Annotated in this window: 18 protein-coding genes and 3 pseudogenes; 14 read left to right on the top strand and 7 right to left on the bottom strand. The window is 71.6% G+C overall.

The genetic code is table 11. From position 1 onward, the window contains the following. Positions 1–54 precede the first annotated feature (54 nt). Both ACQ86M_RS04590 and ACQ86M_RS04585 read left to right on the top strand, forming a co-directional pair. A complete protein-coding gene (locus ACQ86M_RS04590) occupies positions 55–1,020 on the top strand; it encodes a Dyp-type peroxidase (protein ID WP_431247216.1) in 966 nt (321 codons plus the stop codon). 310 nt (positions 1,021–1,330) lie between these two features. Further along, positions 1,331–1,612, top strand: a complete 282-nt coding sequence (locus ACQ86M_RS04585; RefSeq protein ID WP_431247215.1) for a hypothetical protein — start codon at positions 1,331–1,333, stop codon at positions 1,610–1,612. Positions 1,613–1,622: 10 nt separating this feature from the next. Here ACQ86M_RS04585 and sufU read toward each other — a convergent pair whose 3' ends face one another. After that, on the bottom strand, positions 1,623–2,060 hold the full coding sequence (gene sufU, locus ACQ86M_RS04580) for a Fe-S cluster assembly sulfur transfer protein SufU (protein WP_431247214.1): 438 nt from the start codon (positions 2,058–2,060) through the stop codon (positions 1,623–1,625). Then, complete coding sequence (locus ACQ86M_RS04575; RefSeq protein WP_431247213.1) at positions 2,057–3,346, bottom strand: SufS family cysteine desulfurase; 1,290 nt, start codon at positions 3,344–3,346, stop codon at positions 2,057–2,059. Before ACQ86M_RS04575 ends, sufU begins: the two co-directional genes overlap by 4 nt. A 101-nt stretch (positions 3,347–3,447) precedes the next feature. Here ACQ86M_RS04575 and ACQ86M_RS04570 point away from each other — a divergent pair, with 101 nt between their 5' ends. After that, complete coding sequence (locus ACQ86M_RS04570; protein WP_431220928.1) at positions 3,448–3,645, top strand: hypothetical protein; 198 nt, start codon at positions 3,448–3,450, stop codon at positions 3,643–3,645. A gap of 61 nt (positions 3,646–3,706) precedes the next feature. After that, positions 3,707–4,510 carry an alpha/beta fold hydrolase gene (locus ACQ86M_RS04565; protein WP_431247212.1) on the top strand — a complete coding sequence of 268 codons (804 nt, stop codon included), beginning with the start codon at positions 3,707–3,709 and terminating at the stop codon, positions 4,508–4,510. Positions 4,511–4,594: 84 nt separating this feature from the next. On the opposite strand, the gene ACQ86M_RS04560 is transcribed toward ACQ86M_RS04565, so the two are convergent. Then, positions 4,595–5,998, bottom strand: coding sequence for an MFS transporter (locus ACQ86M_RS04560; RefSeq protein WP_431247211.1), 1,404 nt, complete (start codon positions 5,996–5,998; stop codon positions 4,595–4,597). 119 nt (positions 5,999–6,117) lie between these two features. Further along, positions 6,118–6,999, bottom strand: a complete 882-nt coding sequence (locus tag ACQ86M_RS04555; protein ID WP_431247210.1) for an oxidoreductase — start codon at positions 6,997–6,999, stop codon at positions 6,118–6,120. Between the two features lie 101 nt (positions 7,000–7,100). Here ACQ86M_RS04555 and ACQ86M_RS04550 point away from each other — a divergent pair, with 101 nt between their 5' ends. From ACQ86M_RS04550 to ACQ86M_RS04530, 5 genes are read left to right on the top strand one after another with little or no spacing between them, the layout of a single operon-like run. Next, positions 7,101–7,550 carry a helix-turn-helix domain-containing protein gene (locus ACQ86M_RS04550; RefSeq protein ID WP_431247209.1) on the top strand — a complete coding sequence of 150 codons (450 nt, stop codon included), beginning with the start codon at positions 7,101–7,103 and terminating at the stop codon, positions 7,548–7,550. Then, positions 7,547–7,984, top strand: a complete 438-nt coding sequence (locus ACQ86M_RS04545) for a hypothetical protein (protein ID WP_431247208.1) — start codon at positions 7,547–7,549, stop codon at positions 7,982–7,984. The genes ACQ86M_RS04550 and ACQ86M_RS04545 overlap by 4 nt, the downstream gene beginning before the upstream one ends. Positions 7,985–8,035: 51 nt before the next feature. After that, on the top strand, positions 8,036–9,451 hold the full coding sequence (locus tag ACQ86M_RS04540; protein ID WP_431247207.1) for a DUF4062 domain-containing protein: 1,416 nt from the start codon (positions 8,036–8,038) through the stop codon (positions 9,449–9,451). Then, positions 9,408–10,625 (top strand): hypothetical protein, encoded by a 1,218-nt coding sequence (locus ACQ86M_RS04535; RefSeq protein ID WP_431247206.1) that lies wholly within the window; start codon positions 9,408–9,410, stop codon positions 10,623–10,625. The genes ACQ86M_RS04540 and ACQ86M_RS04535 overlap by 44 nt, the downstream gene beginning before the upstream one ends. Beyond that, positions 10,622–11,431, top strand: a complete 810-nt coding sequence (locus tag ACQ86M_RS04530) for a hypothetical protein (protein ID WP_431247205.1) — start codon at positions 10,622–10,624, stop codon at positions 11,429–11,431. Before ACQ86M_RS04535 ends, ACQ86M_RS04530 begins: the two co-directional genes overlap by 4 nt. A 61-nt stretch (positions 11,432–11,492) precedes the next feature. On the opposite strand, the gene ACQ86M_RS04525 is transcribed toward ACQ86M_RS04530, so the two are convergent. Continuing rightward, complete coding sequence (locus ACQ86M_RS04525; protein WP_431247204.1) at positions 11,493–12,329, bottom strand: alpha/beta fold hydrolase; 837 nt, start codon at positions 12,327–12,329, stop codon at positions 11,493–11,495. A gap of 100 nt (positions 12,330–12,429) precedes the next feature. Here ACQ86M_RS04525 and ACQ86M_RS04520 point away from each other — a divergent pair. After that, positions 12,430–12,998 (top strand): annotated as a pseudogene (locus ACQ86M_RS04520) (TetR/AcrR family transcriptional regulator). Here ACQ86M_RS04520 and ACQ86M_RS04515 read toward each other — a convergent pair. After that, positions 12,999–13,397, bottom strand: a complete 399-nt coding sequence (locus ACQ86M_RS04515) for a type II toxin-antitoxin system VapC family toxin (protein WP_431247203.1) — start codon at positions 13,395–13,397, stop codon at positions 12,999–13,001. It abuts the pseudogene before it with no gap. Between the two features lie 17 nt (positions 13,398–13,414). After that, entirely contained in the window at positions 13,415–13,666 is a 252-nt protein-coding gene (locus tag ACQ86M_RS04510; RefSeq protein ID WP_431247202.1) for a type II toxin-antitoxin system Phd/YefM family antitoxin, read from the bottom strand. A gap of 393 nt (positions 13,667–14,059) precedes the next feature. Here ACQ86M_RS04510 and hpaH point away from each other — a divergent pair, with 393 nt between their 5' ends. From hpaH to ACQ86M_RS04490, 4 genes and pseudogenes are all read left to right on the top strand, one after another. After that, positions 14,060–14,845 (top strand): 2-oxo-hept-4-ene-1,7-dioate hydratase, encoded by a 786-nt coding sequence (gene hpaH / locus ACQ86M_RS04505; RefSeq protein ID WP_431247201.1) that lies wholly within the window; start codon positions 14,060–14,062, stop codon positions 14,843–14,845. Beyond that, a complete protein-coding gene (locus ACQ86M_RS04500; RefSeq protein WP_431247200.1) occupies positions 14,830–15,648 on the top strand; it encodes an aldolase/citrate lyase family protein in 819 nt (272 codons plus the stop codon). The genes hpaH and ACQ86M_RS04500 overlap by 16 nt, the downstream gene beginning before the upstream one ends. A gap of 85 nt (positions 15,649–15,733) precedes the next feature. Next, positions 15,734–17,165: pseudogene (locus tag ACQ86M_RS04495) on the top strand (fumarylacetoacetate hydrolase family protein). Further along, positions 17,147–17,829 (top strand): annotated as a pseudogene (locus ACQ86M_RS04490) (GntR family transcriptional regulator). Before ACQ86M_RS04495 ends, ACQ86M_RS04490 begins: the two co-directional pseudogenes overlap by 19 nt. Positions 17,830–17,847 lie beyond the last annotated feature (18 nt).

Genomic DNA, 17,847 nt, shown 5'->3' with positions numbered 1-17,847 from the left:
ACGGAGCGCAGCGTCGAGTGGCGCCGGAGCGCGGCGGTACGGCAGCATGGCGACATGGCGAACACCGGCGACCAGCCCTGGCAGCGCGTCCCCATCGACCCGCAGAGCGTCGACGCACCGCTCTCGCGCGCGGCCGTCTTCCTGGTGGTGACCGTCGGCGCGTCCGACGAAGCGCTCGCGACGGTGAGGGATGTGCTGGGCGGCATCACCGACCAGGTCAAGACGGTCGGCTTCCGCGACCTCGGCGCACGGCTGTCGTGCAACGTCGGCATCGGGGCGGCGCTGTGGTCCCGGCTCACCGACGCGCCGCCGCCGCGCGAGCTGCACCCGTTCCGGGAGATCGCGGGCCCGGTGCACACCGCGGTTTCGACCCCGGGCGATCTGCTGTTCCACATCCGCGCCGAGCGCGGCGACTTCACGTTCGAGCTCGAGCGGCAGCTGCTGGATGCGCTCGGCGACGCGGTCGAGGTCGTGGACGAGGTCACCGGCTTCCGCTACTTCGACGCCCGCGACCTGCTCGGCTTCGTCGACGGCACGGCGAACCCGGCCGGCGGCGACATGACCCAGGCCACTACCGTCGGCGACGAGGACCCGGCGCACGCCGGAGGCAGCTACATCGTCGTGCAGAAGTACCTGCACGACCTCTCCGGCTGGAGCCGCCTCCCCGTCCCGTCGCAGGAGGGCGTGATCGGCCGCACGAAGGTGGAGAACATCGAGCTCCCCGACGCCGAGCACGGCCAGAAGTCGCACAAGACGCTGGCGACCATCGTCGACGAGGCGGGCGTCGAGCACGAGATCCTGCGCGACAACATGCCGTTCGGGCGCCCGGGCCACGGCGAGTTCGGAACCTACTTCATCGGCTACTCGCGCGCCCTCTGGGTGATCGAGCGGATGCTGGAGCGCATGTTCGTCGGCGATCCGGTCGGCAGCTACGACCGCATCCTCGACTTCTCGACCGCCGCGACGGGCACCACCTTCTTCGCGCCGACGCGGACCTTCCTGGAGTCGCTCGGCGACTGACGCGGCCGGCCGCTTCCGCCCGGCGACGCTCACCGTATGTGCGGGCCCTCTGTGCAGCCGCTCGGGCCGAGTGGTGAGTGGATGCGCATATTCCGTTCGAGTGGTGACATGATGTCGCCATTCGGCCACGGCGCCCCGTCTGCTCCAATCGCTGAGTGGTGAGTAGCGGCGCCTATTCGGGTCGAGTGGTGACATGATGTCGCCATTCGGCAAGGCTCCAGAGCACGCGGCGTAACGCGGCGCAGGCTTTCGCAACAGGTCGTCATGTTCCTGGCGACCGGATGCGGCGACAAGGTACAAACAGTCGATCATGTCGCGCATCTTCACCAGCAAGTTCAACCCGGGCCGCGCCCGCTGGGAGCTGGTCGTCAGCCCACAGGGCGACGTCTACGCCTTCCCGCTGACCCTGCCCATCGCGCAGCGGCAGGCACGCGCCGGGCACAAGCGGTACCTCGTCGGGCGCGTGAGGAAGGGCGGCCAGGCGTGGACGGCGGCCGGTCCGTCCGGGCTCGTCTACGGCACGACGTTCCCGTCGCTCCCCTCCGCTCTGGAGGCGATCGCCGACGAGGTGGACCTGGCGCCGGTGCCCTAGCCGCCGCCCGTCAGGCGGACTTGAGCAGCGCGTCCTCGAGGGCCACCCACGGCAGCATCGCGCACTTGACGCGCGTGACGTACTTGGAGACGCCGGCCAGCGCGACGGCGTCGCCGAGCAGCTCCTCGTCGCCGTCCAGCGCGCCCTTCGAGTGCATCAGCTCGCGGAAGGCGCCGATGGATGCGGCCAGCCGGTCCCGGTCCACCTCCTGCACCAGGTCGCTCAGGAGCGAGGCCGACGCGGTCGAGATCGAGCAGCCGTGCCCCTCCCAGCCGATGGAGAGGATGCGGCCCGCCGCGTCCGTGCGGACGCCGACGGTGACCTCGTCGCCGCAGGTCGGGTTGAACTGGTGCGAACTCGCCGCCTCGTCCCCCGCGATGCCGTAGCCGTGTTTCTCGCGCGCGTGGTCGAGGATGACCTGCTGGTACAGGTTCTGCAGGTCGCTCATCGCGCGCCTCCCGTCGCGACGCCGAAGAAGACGCGCGCGTCGGCGATCGCGGCGATCGCCGCATCCACCTCGTCCGCCGTGTTGTAGAGGTACGTGCTGATGCGCGTGCTGGCGGTCGCGCCGAGGCGGCGGTGCACCGGCTGGGCGCAGTGGTGGCCGACCCGCACGGCGATGCCGCGGTCGTCGAGGAACTGACCCACGTCGTGCGCGTGGATGCCGTCCACGACGACGCTCGCCAGCCCGACGCGCGGCACGCCTGGCCCGGGGCCGAGGATGCGCACCCCGTCGATCTCGCCGAGCCCCGCGATCAGCCGTTCGCCGAGCGCCTCCTCGTGCGCCTCGATCGCCGGCATGCCGACGCCCTCGAGGTAGTCGACCGCGGCCGCGAGCGCGACCGCCTGCGACACGCGCTGCGTGCCGGCCTCGAACCGCTGCGGCGCGGGCAGGTACTCGGCGCCCTCCAGCGTCACCTGCGTGATCATGGAGCCGCCGGTGAGGAAGGGCGGCAGCGCGTCGAGCAGGTCGCTGCGGCCGTAGAGCGCGCCGACGCCGGTCGGCCCGAGCATCTTGTGGCCCGAGAACACGGCGAAGTCCACGTCCACGGCCGGGAGGTCCACGGCGAGATGCGGGACGGACTGGCAGGCGTCGAGCACGGTGAAGGCGCCGTGCTCATGGGCGAGCGCCACCAGCTCGGCGACCGGGTTGATGCCGCCCAGGACGTTGGACACGTGGGCGAAGGCGACGACCTTGGTGCGGTGGCCGATCAGCTCGGCGGCCTGGTCGAGGCGCAGCATCCCGTCGTCGGTCAGCCCGATCACGCGGAGGGTCGCGCCCGTACGGGCTGCCAGCTCCTGCCACGGGATGAGGTTGGCGTGGTGCTCGGCCTCGGTCACCACGATCTCGTCGCCGGCGCCGAGGCGGAAGGGCTCCGCAGCCGAGCCTCCCCGCCCGAGCGAGGCATTCGACATGCCGTACGCGAGCAGGTTGATGCCCTCGGTCGCGTTCGACGTCCAGACCAGCTCTTCCGGCCGCGCGCCGACGAACGCGGCGACCCGGGCCCGCGCATCCTCGAACAGCTCCGTCGCCTCGCCCGCGACCGTGTGCGCTCCGCGATGCACGGCGGAGGTGTAGCGCTCGGCGAACGCCCGCTCGGCGTCGAGCACCTGGCGCGGCTTCTGCGACGTCGCCCCCGAGTCGAGATAGACGAACGGATGCCCGTTCACCTCCCGGGAGAGGATGGGGAAGTCCGCACGCAGGGCGGTGGTGTCGAGGGGTTCGGTGCGCATACCGGCCACAACGTTACCGGGGCCCGCTTCAATCCCGCTGTGCGCTCGGTGCGGGCCTGCTCATCCGCGCGCTTCCGTCCGCGACGCCGTAGGCTCGGGGCATGGTCGAGCGCACGAACGGATCCCCGTGGTTCTTCATCGCCGGGATCGCGCTCGTGGTGATCGGGCTCGCCGGCCCCCTGCTGGTGGATGCGGCGCTCGGCGACGTGCAGTGGCTGGTCCGCGGGGCGGGCGTGCTGGTCGCCATCGGCGGCGGTGTGCTGATCGGCTTCGGGGTGCGGCGGCGGCAGGGACGCTGATCCGCCGTTCCCCGGCCCGGCCGCATTGCGCGGCCGCGGGCACGGGCTACGCTGACGTGCCATGAGCACGGTCACCTCGGCAGACGGCACCTCCATCGCGTACGAACAGGAGGGTGACGGCCCCGCCATCGTCCTCGTGGATGGCGCCCTCTGCTTCCGCGACGCGGGTCCGATGCGATCGATCGCCGAGGCCCTTCGCGGCCGGCTCACGGTCGTGCTGTACGACCGGCGCGGCAGAGGGGCCAGTTCGGACTCCCTCGCCGATCCCGCCGCCCGGGCGGAAGCCGTGGCCCGCGAGATCGAGGATCTCGCCGCGCTGATCGATGCGGCCGGCGGTTCGGCCAGGCTGTTCGGGATGTCGTCGGGAGGCGGGCTCGCCCTGGCGGCCACGGCCGCGCTGGGGGCCGATCGCGTCCCGGCGGTCGCCGTGTACGAGCCGCCGTACCTGCCCGACCCGATGCTGCCCTCCGCCGAGGCGTACACCCGTCAGCTTCTGGACGCGCTGGCCGCGGACGACCCCGCGGCGGCCGTCGAGCTGTTCCTGCGGCGGGTCGGGGTGCCGGAGGCCGGCATCGAGGGGATGCGCTACTCCCCTGGCTGGGAGGCCACTCTCGCGCTGGCCCCGACGCTCGGGTACGACGATGCGGCGATGGGCGACAGCCGTGTGCCCGACGACCTGCTGCAGGCGATCAGGGTGCCCGTCCTCGGGCTCGCCGGGGAGCAGACGCCGGACTTCCTGCGCCTGGGCGCCGAGGGCGTGGCCTCCGGCGCCCAGGACGGGACGTTCGAGATCGTCGCGGGCCAGACGCACGACGTGTCGGGCGAGGCGCTCGCGCCCCATCTGCTCCGCTGCGCCGGCGTCTGACCGCGCTGGCGGGCTGGCCGCTCCCGGCTCAGCCGCGCACGGGCCACGCGCGCGGGTCAGCCGCGCCCGGGTCAGCCGCGCCGGTCAGCCGCGCGCAGCGACGCCCACGCGCTCCGGGCGCTCGGAGATCCCGCGGATCGGGCTGGCCGCCTGCTCCGCCTCGTGGTCCGGGCCGAGAGCGATGCCCGTGCGGTCGCGCAGCACCAGGGTGGCGAGCAGGCCGAGCACGGTCATCCCGGCGAGGTACCACGTGACCGACAGGGTCGTCCCGGTCGCCTGCACGAGGGCCGTCGCGATCGTCGGCGCGAAGGCGCCGCCCAGGATGGCGCCGATCGCGTACGAGATCGACACCCCCGAGAAGCGGATCGAGGCCGGGAAGAGCTCCGAGTACAGCGCCGCCTGCGGACCGTATGTGAATCCCAGACCGATGGTCAGGATCGCGAGGCCGAGGAACAGCAGCACGATGTTGCCCGTGTTGACCAGCGGGAACAGGGTGAAGACGCCGACCAGCTGCAGGATCCATCCCGCGATGTAGGTGGTGCGGCGGCCGATCTTGTCGCTCAGCCAGCCTGCGAACCACGTGGCGGCCAGCCAGGTGATCGCGGATGCGGCGACCGCCCAGAGCACCGGTCCGCGCTCGAGCTTGAGCGGGCCGTCCGGGGCGGTGGAGTAGTTCTGGATGTAGCCGCCCGTCGTCATGTAGCCGACCGCATTGTTGCCGGCGAACACGAGCGCGGCGACGACGACGAGCAGGGCGTGCTTGCGGAACAGCTGCACGATCGGCATGCGAGTGCGCTCGCGGCGCTCGGCGATCTCCGTGAACACGGGGCTCTCCTCGACGCGGCGGCGCACCCAGTAGCCGATGAGGATCAGCACCACGGACAGCAGGAACGGCACGCGCCAGCCCCAGGCGAGGAACGCGTCGCCCGGTGCGATCACGGTCATCAGCGCCATGATCCCGGACGCGAGGAGCAGTCCGAGCGGCACGCCGATCTGCGGCGACGCACCGAACAGGCCGCGCTTCGCGGTCGGGGCGTGCTCGACCGCCATCAGCACCGCTCCGCCCCACTCGCCGCCGGCCGAGATGCCCTGGAGGACACGCAGCAGCACGAGCAGGATGGGCGCGGCGACGCCGATCGCCTCGTACGTCGGCAGGAGGCCGACCAGCGCGGTCGCGAGTCCCATCAGGATCAGCGTGACCACCAGCACCCGGCGCCGCCCGTACCGGTCGCCGAAGTGGCCGGCGAGGAACGCGCCAAGCGGCCGGAACAGGAAGCTCACGCCGACCGTGAGGAAGGACAGCACGGTCGCGAACTGCGGACCGGCCGGCGCGAAGAACAGCTGCCCGAAGACCAGGCCCGCTGCCGACGCGTAGATGAAGAAGTCGTACCACTCGACGGTCGTGCCGATGACCGTGGCGAAGACGACCCGGCGGCGGTCCGTCTGCGAGCGGATGCTGCCGGTGGGTGTGAAGGGGGATGTGCTCATCGTCGTGTACTCCCGAGGTGCTGCTGTGACATCGTCGTCCGGAGCGGCGCTCCGATCCGGCAATGATATACGATTTCGCATCCGACGCAACGGTCGATGCCGCATCCCCTGTCATCGCTTCACCCGATCGCGTCGAGTTCGCGCACCGCGTCGTCGGGAAGCACGAGTCCCGCGCCCCGGATGTTCTCGTGCAGATGCCCGACGGAGGACGTGCCGGGGATGAGCAGCACGTTCGGCGACCGCTGCAGCAGCCAGGCGAGCGCCACCGCGAGAGGCGTCGCCTCGAGCCGCTCGGCGACCGACGCCAGCACGCCGGACTGCAGCGGCGTGAACCCGCCGAGCGGGAAGTAGGGCACGTAGGCGATGCCCTCGCGCGCCGTCTGATCGAGCAGGGCGTCGTCATGCCGGTTGGCGATGTTGTAGAAGTTCTGCACCGTGACGACCGGCGCGATGGCCTGCGCCTCGGCCAGCTGCTCCGCGTCGACCGTACTGAGGCCGAGGTGCCGGATGAGCCCCTCACGCTGCAGGTCGGCCAGCGCTCCGAACTGCTCGGCCAGCGAGCCGGGCTCCGGCCGGTCGAACCCGCCGACCCGCAGGTTGACGATGTCGAGGGCCTCGAGCCCGAGCGTGCGGAGGTTCTGGTGCACCTGCTCCCGCAGCTGCTGCGGCGAGCGCGCGTGCGGCCAGTTGCCCTCGGCGTCGCGTTCCGCCCCCACCTTCGTCACGATGTGGAGCGTCTCGGGATAGGGCGCGAGCGCCTCCCGGATCAACTCGTTGGTGACGTGCGGTCCGTAGAACTCGGCGGTGTCGATGTGCGTGATCCCGGCCTCCACCACAGCGCGGAGCACGGCCAGCGCACCCTCGCGGTCGGCAGGCGGACCGAAGACGCCTGGGCCGGCCAGCTGCATGGCGCCGTACCCGACGCGGGTGAGCTCGAGGTCGCCGGTGCGGTAGCTGCCACCGGGGAGACCGGCGGCGATGGTTGCTTCTGAAGAGGTCATGCCTCCACTCTGCGTGGCCGCGGGCAGCGCAGGGAGTGCTTCGCCGATCCTGGGGATGAGGGGACCTGGCTGCGCCCTGTGGACACTTCTAGACTCGCGCTGTGCCCACCTCCCGTTCCGACCCCAACTCCCTCGGGGAGTACCTGCGCGCCCGCCGCGAGCTGGTCGATCCGGCGTCCGTCGGCCTCCGGGTCACCGGGGTGCGGCGCACTCCGGGCCTGCGGCGGGAGGAGGTCGCCACCCTCGCCGGCATCAGCGCCGACTACTACCTGCGCCTCGAGCAGGGCCGCGACCGCCACCCCTCCGCTCAGGTGCTGACGGCGCTGGCGCGGGTCTTCGACCTGGACCCCACCGCTACCGCCTACCTGCTCAGCCTCGCCGAGCCGGCGCCGCTGCGCGCCCGCCGCTCGCCGCGGCGCACCGTGCCGAAAGGCGTCCTGCAGCTGCTCCAGGTCCTCGACCTCCCCGCGTTCGTGGAGGACCGGATGTTCGACGTGCTGGCCGCGAACCGGCTCGCCACGGCGCTCTCCCCGCTCTGCGCCCCGGGATGAACCGGCTGCGCTCGCTCTTCCTCGACGACGCCGAGCGCGCCCTCTACCCGGACTGGGAGCAGGCGACGGCCGGACTCATCGCCTCGTTCCGCGCCTCCATCGGCAGCGACGTGGCCGACCCCCGCATCGCCCAGCTCGTCGGCGAGCTGTCGCTGGGCAGCGAGCACTTCCGCAAGCTGTGGGCCCGCCACGATGTGCGCGGGCTCGGCGGTGGGGTCGCCCGGCTCGACCATCCGCGGCTCGGGATGCTGGAGCTGAGTCGCGAGAAGCTGCCGGTCGGCGACTCCGGCGGCCAGCTGCTCGTGATCTACCACGCCGAGCCGGGGTCGGCGTCGGCCGCCGCCCTGCGAACGCTGCGCGACGAGGCGAGTGAGCTCCCTGTGGCCTCGGCGGACGACCGGCCGGCCGCGGGCGACGGCGCGCGGGCGGGATAGACGGCGCGGCACCCCTGGTGCAGCGCACCCCCGGTGCCCGACAATGCGGGCATGAACGCGGGGCCACCGGTGATCCGCACGCCCGACCAGCGGCTGCGGGTCTTCGTCAGCTCGACCCTCAAGGAGCTCGCCGCCGAACGTCGGGCGGCGCGCGCCGCCATCGAGCGCCTGCACCTCGCGCCGGTCATGTTCGAGCTGGGCGCACGGCCGCATCCCCCTCGGGAGCTCTACCGCGCCTATCTGGACCAGAGCGACGTGTTCGTCGGGTTGTACTGGGAGCGCTACGGCTGGGTCGCTCCCGGCGAGCAGGTGTCGGGCCTCGAGGATGAGTACAACCTGTGCCCGCCGGACCTGCCGCGCCTGATCTACATCAAGGACCCCGCTCCCGGCCGCGAGCCGCGCCTCACCGAACTGCTGGCCCGCATCCGCGAAGACGACCACGCCTCCTTCACGTACATCGAGTCCGCAGAGGGGCTCCAGGTGCTCTTGGAGGCGGACCTCGCCGTGCTCCTCGCCGAGCGGTTCGAGCTGAGCCGCGTCGCGGCCTCGCCCGGCGGGAGCGCGCAGGCGACGCAGCGGGATGCGCCCGCTGCGACGGTCGCCTCCCTCCCCTCGCCGCTGACCCGGCTGATCGGGCGCGAGGACGACGTCGCCGCCGTGCGGCGCATCCTCGCCGACGGCGCCCGTCTGCTCACCCTCACCGGACCCGGCGGAATCGGGAAGAGCCGGCTGGCGATCGCCGCGGCGGCCGGGATGACGGAGCCCTTCCCGGATGGCGCCGTCTTCGTCGACGTCTCGCCCGTGCACGACGCGGCAGGGCTCACGGCCGCCCTGGCGGGGGCGCTCGGAGTCAGGGACACCGGCGACGCTCCCCTCGCCGACAAGGTGACCACCGCCCTCCGCGACCGGCGGATGCTCCTGCTGCTGGACAACTTCGAGCAGGCGCTCAGTGCCGCGCCGGCCGTGACGTCCCTGCTGGCGACCGCTCCGGGCGTGAGCGCGCTCGTCACCAGCCGCTCGCTGCTGAGGGTGGGGGTGAGCGCAGCTACGACGTGGGCCCGCTGCCGGCCGATCAGGCGGCCACGCTGTTCGTCGAGCGCGCCCATGCGGTCCGGCCCGACTTTGAGCTCACGGCTGAGAATGCGGACGCTGTGGCCCGGATCTGCGCCGCCGTCGACGGTGTGCCGCTCGCGATCGAGCTGGCGGCCGCGCGCATCCGGGTGCTCCCGCCCGGCGAGCTCGCGCGGCGACTGGACCGGCGCCTCCCCTCCTCGTCGGCGGCGCTCGCGACCTCCCGGAGCGGCAGCGCACCCTGCGCGCGACGATCGAGTGGAGCACGCAGCTGCTGACCGCCCCCGAGCGCCGCCTGCTCTCGCGGCTGGGCGTCTTCGAGGGCAGCTTCAGCCTGGAGGCGGCGGAGCACGTGGCCGCCGCCACCGCTCCGGCCGCCCTGGACGCTCCGGATGACGCCGACACGCTGGCGTCGCTCGCCGCGCTGGTCGACAACAGCCTCGTCCGCCAGCACGACGATCCCGATCAGTCGCGCTTCTCCTTGCTGGCGGTCGTACGCGAGTACGCGCTGGAGCACCTGGAGCGCGAGGGCGCCCTGGCGCAGGCGCGCGAAGCGCACGCGGCCTATTTCGTGGCGCTGGGCGACCGCGCCGACGCGGAGCTGGAGGGCGCCGGTCAGCACGACTGGGTCATGCGGCTCGGCCACGACACGGACAACCTCCGCGCTGCGATCCGCCACCTGCTGCAGGAGCGGGACGCGGAGCGGGCCGCGCACCTCGCCTGGAGCCTCTATGTGTACTGGTGGGTCGCGGGCCTGCTCGGCGAGGTGCAGGGGTGGATGGAGGAGCTGCTCGCGAGCGGCGACCCGCTCGATGATCGCACCCGGGCGATCGCGCTGTACTTCACCCAGGCCATCGCCTTCTGGCAGGACAGCGAGGGCACCGTCGCGGCGCGCCTGACCGAGAGCGCCGAGCTGTTCCGCGCCTCCGACGACGCCGACGGTGAGGCGTTGGCGCTCATCTCGTACGCTCTCGCCGTGCTCGCCTCCCCGACGCCCGATCCCGCTGCCGCTGACCGCGCGATGGAGACCAGCCTCGGCCTGTTCCGCACCTGCGGCGATCGCTGGGGCCAGGCCATGGCGCTGGTCATGCTCGGCCGCGTGGCCCTCCTCCGGCAGCAGGTGGATGGGGCGCTCGCACACTTCGAGGAGAGCCTGACGCTGGCCCGCGGCAACGGCGACGAGCTCGGGGTGACCATCGCGCAGCACCATCGCGGCTGGGCACGGTTGCTGCTGGGAGACGCAGCGGGTGCGGCCTCCGACTTCGCCGGCTGCCTCGCCCTCTCCGCCCGGCTCCGGCACGTCGAGGGTGTCGCGTACGGGTTGGAGGGGATGGTCGCCGTCGCCGCTCTCGCCGGGGACGCGTCCCGCGCAGGACGGCTGCTGGGCGCGGCCCGCAGCCTGCGCGAGCGCACGGGGCTGCACAACGCTCCGGCCTTCTCGTTCCACCAGCTGTTCGTCGACCGGATGCTGGAGGCGGGAGCCGACCGCGACGCGTTCGACGCCGGGCTCGCCGACGGACGCACGCTGAGCGTCGAGGATGCCGTGGCCGAAGCCGAGGAGCGCGCGTGAACGACCGCATCCACCCGTACACGCGCGTGGTGGGCGCGATCATCGTGCCGTTCCTGGTCGCGGCGTTCATGCTGCTGTACCCGCTCGCCGACACGACGGACCGGTCCTTCGCCTGGACCATCCTGCCGCCGCTCACCGCCATGCTCCTGGGCAGCGCCTACGCCGGCGGCATCGTCTTCTTCGTGCATGTGGTGCGCCCGAACCGCTGGCATGCGGTTCGCCACGGCTTCCCGGCGGTGCTGCTCTTCGCGACGCTGCTGGCCGTGGCGACGTTCCTGCACTGGGACCGCTTCCACTTCGGCTCCCTGTCGTTCGTCGTCTGGGTGACGCTGTATGTGACGACGCCGTTCCTGGTGCTCGCGGCGATGGTCGTGAACCGCCGGGAGGATCCGGGCACGCCGGCCGTCCGCGACGTCGCGCTGCCCGGCTGGGTGCGCATCCTGCTCGCCCTCATCGGCATCGGCTCGCTGGCGGTGGGACTGGTGCTCTTCCTCGTCCCCCCGTTCGCGATCTCCGTCTGGGCCTGGCCGCTGACGCCGCTGACCGCCCGGGTGTGCGGCGCCATCCTCACGCTGCCCGGGATGGTGAATCTGTGGATGCTGGGCGACGCCCGGTGGAGTGCGTTCCGGCAGATCTTCCAGGCCCAGCTGCTCAGCCTCGTGCTCATGCTGGTCGCCATCGGCTTCCGCTCCGGCGAACTGCTCTGGTCTCGGCCGTCCGCTCCGCTGTTCGTCGGCGGGCTCGCCGTCGCGCTCGTCGCCTACGTCGCGCTCTACGTATGGGCGGAGCGCCGGCTCCGCACGTGACGAGGCGCGACGCGGACCGCCTTGGGGTCCGCGCCGCGCCGGCTCCGCGCCCGGGGGCGGGTTACTTCCGGAGGAAGGCGAGGAGCGCCTCCGTGACCTCGGCCGCGTGGGTCCACAGCAGGCCGTGCGGCGCGCCCTCGACCTCCACGTACTCCGCCTGGGGCAGGAGCGCGTGGAAGGGGCGGGCGGTCGCGTCGATCGGGAGGATGTTGTCCGCGGTGCCGTGGAGGATCAGCGCGGGCACGTCGATCTTCTCGATGTCGGCGCGGAAGTCCGTGAACCAGGTCAGCGGCGCGGCGGCGGAGGCGTACGCACCGCTCCCGGCGGCGATGTTCCAGCTGTTGCGGACGGCCTCCTCGCTGATGCGGCTGCCGAGGTTCTCGTCGAGGTTGTAGAAGTCCTTGTAGAACTGCGTGAAGTACGCGTAGCGGTCGGCCTTCACCGACTCCACGATGCCCTCGAAGAACTCGATCGGCGCGGCGCCGTCCGGGTTGTCGTCGGTCTTCAGGAGGTACGGCTCGAGCGAGGCGAGGAACGCGACCTTCGCGATGCGCTCGGTGCCGTAGGTTCCCACGTAGCGGCCGACCTCGCCGGTGCCCATCGAGAAGCCGACGAGCACTGCATCACGCAGGTCGAGGGTGTCGAGCACGAGCTTCAGGTCGGCGGCGAAGGTGTCGTAGTCGTAGCCGGTGGTCACCTGGCTCGACCGGCCGAAGCCGCGGCGGTCGTAGGTGATGACGCGGTAGCCGGCGTCGAGCAGAGCGGCCGTCTGCTTCTCCCACGAGTGGCCGTCCAGCGGGAAGCCATGGATCAGCACGACGGGCTGACCCGAGCCGTGGTCCTCGTAGAAGAGCTCGATGGGCGCGCTGTTCTCGGTTCCGACGGTGATGTACGACATTCGTCGCATCCTTTCGTTCATCCTCCGACGAGAACGATCGTTCTCGCCGCCGTCAGGACTCTATCGAGAACTATCGTTCTCAGTCAAGTACACTCGGTGCATGGTCGATGAAGAGCTGCGCGCACGCATCGTGGATGCCGCCGACGAGCTGTACTACGCCCGAGGCTTCCACGCCGTCGGGATGGACCAGGTGCGGGATGCGGCGGGCGTCTCCCTGCGGCGCCTGTACTCGGCGTTCCCGTCGAAGGACGACCTCGTTCTCGCCGTGCTCGCGAAGCGGCACGACCTCTGGACCGACGGCGTCTCCGCACACGTGGCGACGGTGGACGGCGCGGAGGCGAAGCTGCTCGCGATCTACGACTACCTGGCCGACTGGTTCGTCGAGGACACGTTCCGCGGCTGCGGCTTCATCAACGCGTTCGGCGAGCTCGGCGCGGCCGACCCCCGCGTGGCGGAGGCTGCGCGCCGGCACAAGGAGTCGTTCCAGGCGTACGTCGCCGCACTGGCGGCCGACGCGGGCGCCTCCCCGCGCTCGCGCCGCAGTTGGCCATCCTCGCCGAGGGCGCGCAGACGACCGCGGCCATCGCCGGCACGCCGGACGCGGCCGCCGACGCGCGCGCCGCGGCGGAGGTGCTCATCCGCGCCGCGCTGCCCACCGCGACCGCCTGATCAGAGAGCGGTGTCCCACGGGTTCAGAAGGGGAACGCCGAACCGTGCGAAGTCGCGCACGTTGCGCGTGACGACCGCGAGCCCGGCCACCTCGGCCGTCGCGGCGATCATGGCGTCGACGCCCGGACTCGGATCCGGCACGTGATACCCGGCCGCCACCGCCGCCACCTCCTGGTCGACGGGCAGAATGCGGTCCGCGAACACTTCGATCACCTCGTCGACCCAGCGCCGGAGTTCGGCTCCCTGCTCGGGGTCGCTCCGCTCCACCCGAGAGGCCCCCAGCTCGATCTCGAACACGGTCATCGCCGAGATATGAAGAGCGTACGGATTCTGACCATCCAGCCACCTCACCACCGAGGGATCAGCCTTGTCGGGTCGCCGAGTGGTGGACAGCACCATCGTGTCGAGCAACCACTTCACAGGTCGATCTCCCGGGCCTCGATGCTGGCGCGGGGGAATTCGACCTCGACGTCGCCGAGCCCCTCGGTGTCCTGGCGGAGGAGGTCGACGATGCTCTTCTGCCGCCCCGCCATGCGCTCGAAGTCCGCGTACGTCACGAGCACGTATGCAGGCTCGCCGCGATCCGTGATGATCAACGGCTCCGTCGACGCACTGCGCTTTGCGGCCGAGACATCCTGATTGAAGGCGCGCGCCGTGATGATCGCCATGGGACCTCCTTGTTACTACGTAGGCACGTTATCAGACCCGACGATGGTTCGGCCACGCTCTCATGCTGCATTTAAGTACATGACACTCGTATGCGTTATCAAAAGCCACACGTGATGTGTACCATGGTGGCCATGGACACTGAACTGCCATTGGACGAATTGATCGACTTCATCTTCACGCCGAGGCCGGTCTGGTAGAGCACCGACCGCGGCGAAGATCCGACCCGTCAGCCCGGGATGGTGTGCGAGCCGGATGCCCTGATCACATCAGAGCATCCGGCGCACACGCCGTCCCGGGCTGCACGCGTTGCGGGATCGATAGGCAAGCGCCTCCGGATGATATACGATCCACTTCGGGACCCACGTCCTCCTCCGACGCCGAAGGGAGCATCCGTGCTCGACAGCCCGACCATCCAGGCCATCGCCGACGAACTCGCTGCGGCCGAACGCGACCGCACGACCATCCCCCTGCTGACCGCCCGCCACCCGGGGATGACCGTCGAGGACTCCTACGCGGTGCAGAGGGTCTGGGTCGAGCGCGGTCTCGCCGCCGGTCGTCGGCTCGTCGGCCGCAAGATCGGCCTGACCTCGAAGGTGATGCAGCAGGCGACCGGGATCACCGAGCCCGACTACGGCGCGATCTTCGACGACATGGTCTACGAGACGGGCTCCGTCATCCCCTTCGACCAGTTCTCGAACGTGCGCATCGAGGTCGAGCTCGCGTTCGCGCTCGCCGAGCCGCTCGAAGGCCCGCACGTCACGCTGTACGACGTCCTGGCTGCGACGAAGTACGTCGTCCCCGCGCTCGAGATCCTGTCGTCGCGCATCGAGATGCAGGGGCGGACCATCGTCGACACCATCTCCGACAACGCCGCGATGGGCGGTATGGTGCTCGGCGGGCGGCCGGTGGCGGTGGATGCGGTGGACCTCCGCTGGGTCGCCGCGCTGCTGTACCGCAACGAGACCATCGAGGAGTCGGGCGTCGCCGCCGCCGTGCTCGACCATCCGGCCACAGGTGTCGCGTGGCTTGCGAACAAGCTCGCGCAGCACGGCACCCGGCTCGAGGCCGGCGACATCGTCCTCGCCGGTTCGTTCACCCGCCCGATGTGGGTGGAGCGCGGCGACACCGTCCACGCCGACTACGGAACCCTGGGAGCCGTCACATGCCGATTCGTCTAGACCCCGCCCCGACGTTCGCGGACCGGCTCCGCGGGGCCGACCGCACCCTGTTCGGGATGTGGTCGTGCGCCGGCAGCCCGCTGGTCGCCGAGCTCTGCGCCGGCAGCGGTCTCGACATCGTGCTCATCGACGGCGAGCACTCGCCCGTGAACCTGGAGTCGATCCTGGCGCAGCTGCAGGCCGTCGCGCCCTACCCGGCGGTCCCGGTCGTGCGGGCGCCCATCGGCGACCCGGTCATCCTCAAGCAGCTGCTCGACCTGGGCGCGCAGAACGTCCTGGTCCCGATGGTCGGCAGCGTCGCGGAGGCGGAGGCGATGGTCCGCGCGGTGCGGTATCCGCCGCACGGCGTGCGCGGAGTGGGCAGCGCGCTGGCGCGGTCGTCGCGCTGGAGCCGCATCCCGGACTACCTGGCGCGCGCGAACGAGCTGGTGTCGCTCACCGTGCAGATCGAGACGGTGGAGGCGCTGGAGGCGGCGGCCGCCATCGCCGCGGTCGACGGGGTGGATGCGCTGCTCGTCGGGCCCGCGGACCTCGCCGCATCGATGGGCCTGCTCGGCCGGCAGAACCACCCCGACGTGGTCGCCGCCGTCGAGCGCGTCATTTCGGCGGGCCGCGAGGCCGGGACGCCCGTCGGGGTGAACGCCTTCGATCCGGCAACCGCCGACCGCTACGCCGCCGCGGGCGCGGCCTACGTGCTGGTCGGCGCCGACGTCACCCTGCTGGCGCGGGCGTCCGAGGCCCTGGCCGACCGCTTCATCGGCGCCCCCACCGACCCGGGCGCACCGGACCCGGCGAGCTACTAGGCGACGCATTGCCGAACCGCGCCGGATTGTATATGATTTCGAATACGGACCTGCCCGGCCCGCCCCCGACGACGAGGAGCCACCCGTGAGCGCACTGAGCCTCCCCGGCAAGATCATCGCCGTGCACCTGAACTACCGCTCCCGCGCCGCCCAGCGCGGCCGCACCCCGGCCCAGCCGTCCTACTTCTTCAAGCCGTCGTCGTCGATCGGGCACTCCGGCGGCGAGCTGGAGCGGCCCGCCGGCACCGAACTCCTCGCCTTCGAGGGCGAGATCGCCCTGGTCATCGGCCGTCCCACGCGTCGCGTCTCCCCGCAGGAGGGCTGGGCCGCCGTCTCCGGCGTCACCGCCGCCAACGACTTCGGCCTCTACGACCTCCGGGCTGCCGACAAAGGGTCGAACGTCCGCTCCAAGGGCGGCGACGGCTTCACCCCGCTCGGCCCCGCCGTCATCCCGGCCGCCGACGTCGACCCGGACGCCCTGCGCGTCCGCACCTGGCTCAACGGCGAGCTCGTGCAGGAAGGCACGACCGACGACCTGCTCTTCCCGTTCGGGAGGCTGGTCGCGGACCTCTCCCAGCTGATGACGCTGGAACCCGGCGACATCATCCTCACCGGCACCCCCGCCGGCTCCTCCGTCACGCAGCCCGGCGACACCGTCGAGGTCGAGGTGGATGCCCCCGGTGCGCCCGGCGCGCCGACGAGCGGCCGCCTGGTCACACGCATCACCGAGGGCCGCATCCCGTTCGGCGACTTCGGCACCAAGCCGAACGTCGACGACCACCAGCGTGCCGAGGCGTGGGGCACTCCGCCGGAGCCCGCCTGGACGCTCACGGACGAGCTGCGTTCGAAGCTCGCGTCCGTCGCCACGGCGACGCTCAGCTCGCAACTCCGCAAGCGCGGGCTGAACAACGTCTCCATCGACGGCCTGACCTCCACCCGGCCCGGCACCAGGGTCGTCGGGACGGCGCGCACGCTCCGCTACATCCCGAACCGGGAGGACCTGTTCGCATCGCACGGCGGCGGCTACAACGCCCAGAAGCGCGCGTTCGACGCGGTCGGCCCCGGCGAGGTGCTCGTCATCGAGGCCCGCGGCGAGCGCGGCAGCGGAACCGTCGGCGACGTGCTCGCCCTGCGCGCGCAGCTGAACGGCGCGTCCGGCATCGTCACGGACGGAGGCGTGCGCGACCTCGCGGTGGTCGCCTCCCTCGACATCCCGACCTACCACGGCGGTCCCCACCCGGCCGTCCTCGGCCGCAAGCACGTGCCGTGGGACACCGACGTGACGATCGCATGCGGCGGAGCGGCGGTGCAGCCGGGCGACGTGATCGTGGGCGACGCGGACGGGCTGCTCGTCATCCCGCCCGCGCTGGTCGAGGAGGTCGTCGCCGATGCGATCGAGCAGGAGCGCGAAGAGGAGTTCATCGCCGAGCAGGTGTCCGCGGGCAACCCCGTCGACGGACTGTTCCCGATGAACGCGGAGTGGAGAGAGGTACCGCGCATGGCGGACGCAACGCTGAAGACGGCGGCCCCGAGCAAGTCGCAGCTCGCGTACGAGTTCATCCGCGCCCGCATCGACGACGGCCGGTACGTCTCGGGGTTCCGGCTGGTGCTCGGCCAGATCGCCGGCGAGCTCGACATCAGCGTCGTCCCGGTGCGCGAGGCGATCCGGCGGCTCGAGGCGGAGGGGCTGGTCACGTTCGAGAAGAACGTCGGCGCCCAGGTCGCCCTGCTGCAGGAGGCCGAGTACACGTACACGATGGAGACCCTCGCGCTCGTCGAGGGCGCCGCGACGCAGCTCTCCGCTCCCCTGCTGACCCCCGGCAGATCGAGCGCGCCCGCGCGATCAACCGCGAGATGATCGCGTGCCTCGACGACTTCATCCCCCACCGGTTCACGCAGCTCAACCAGGAGTTCCACGCCGTGCTGTTCGAGGAGTGCCCGAACCCGCACATCCTCGACCTCGTGCACCGGGGCTGGAACCGCCTCACCGTGCTCCGCGACTCCACCTTCAGCTTCGTGCCGGGCCGCGCGCGCGAGTCCGTCGACGAGCACGAGCACATCCTGAACCTCATCGAATCCGGCGCGGACGCGCTGGAGATCGAACTCGCCGCACGCCGCCACCGGCTGGCGACCCTCGACTCGCTGCACGCGTACCAGAACGAGCACAAGCAGCAGCACTGACCGCACCACCGAACGGAG

It is taken from the genome of Leifsonia xyli subsp. cynodontis, assembly GCF_050632205.1.
In the GTDB taxonomy this organism is placed as follows: domain Bacteria; phylum Actinomycetota; class Actinomycetes; order Actinomycetales; family Microbacteriaceae; genus Leifsonia; species Leifsonia xyli_D.
The sequence above is the reverse complement of the archived record's forward strand: the minus strand, read 5'-3'. Positions and strand labels throughout refer to the sequence as shown.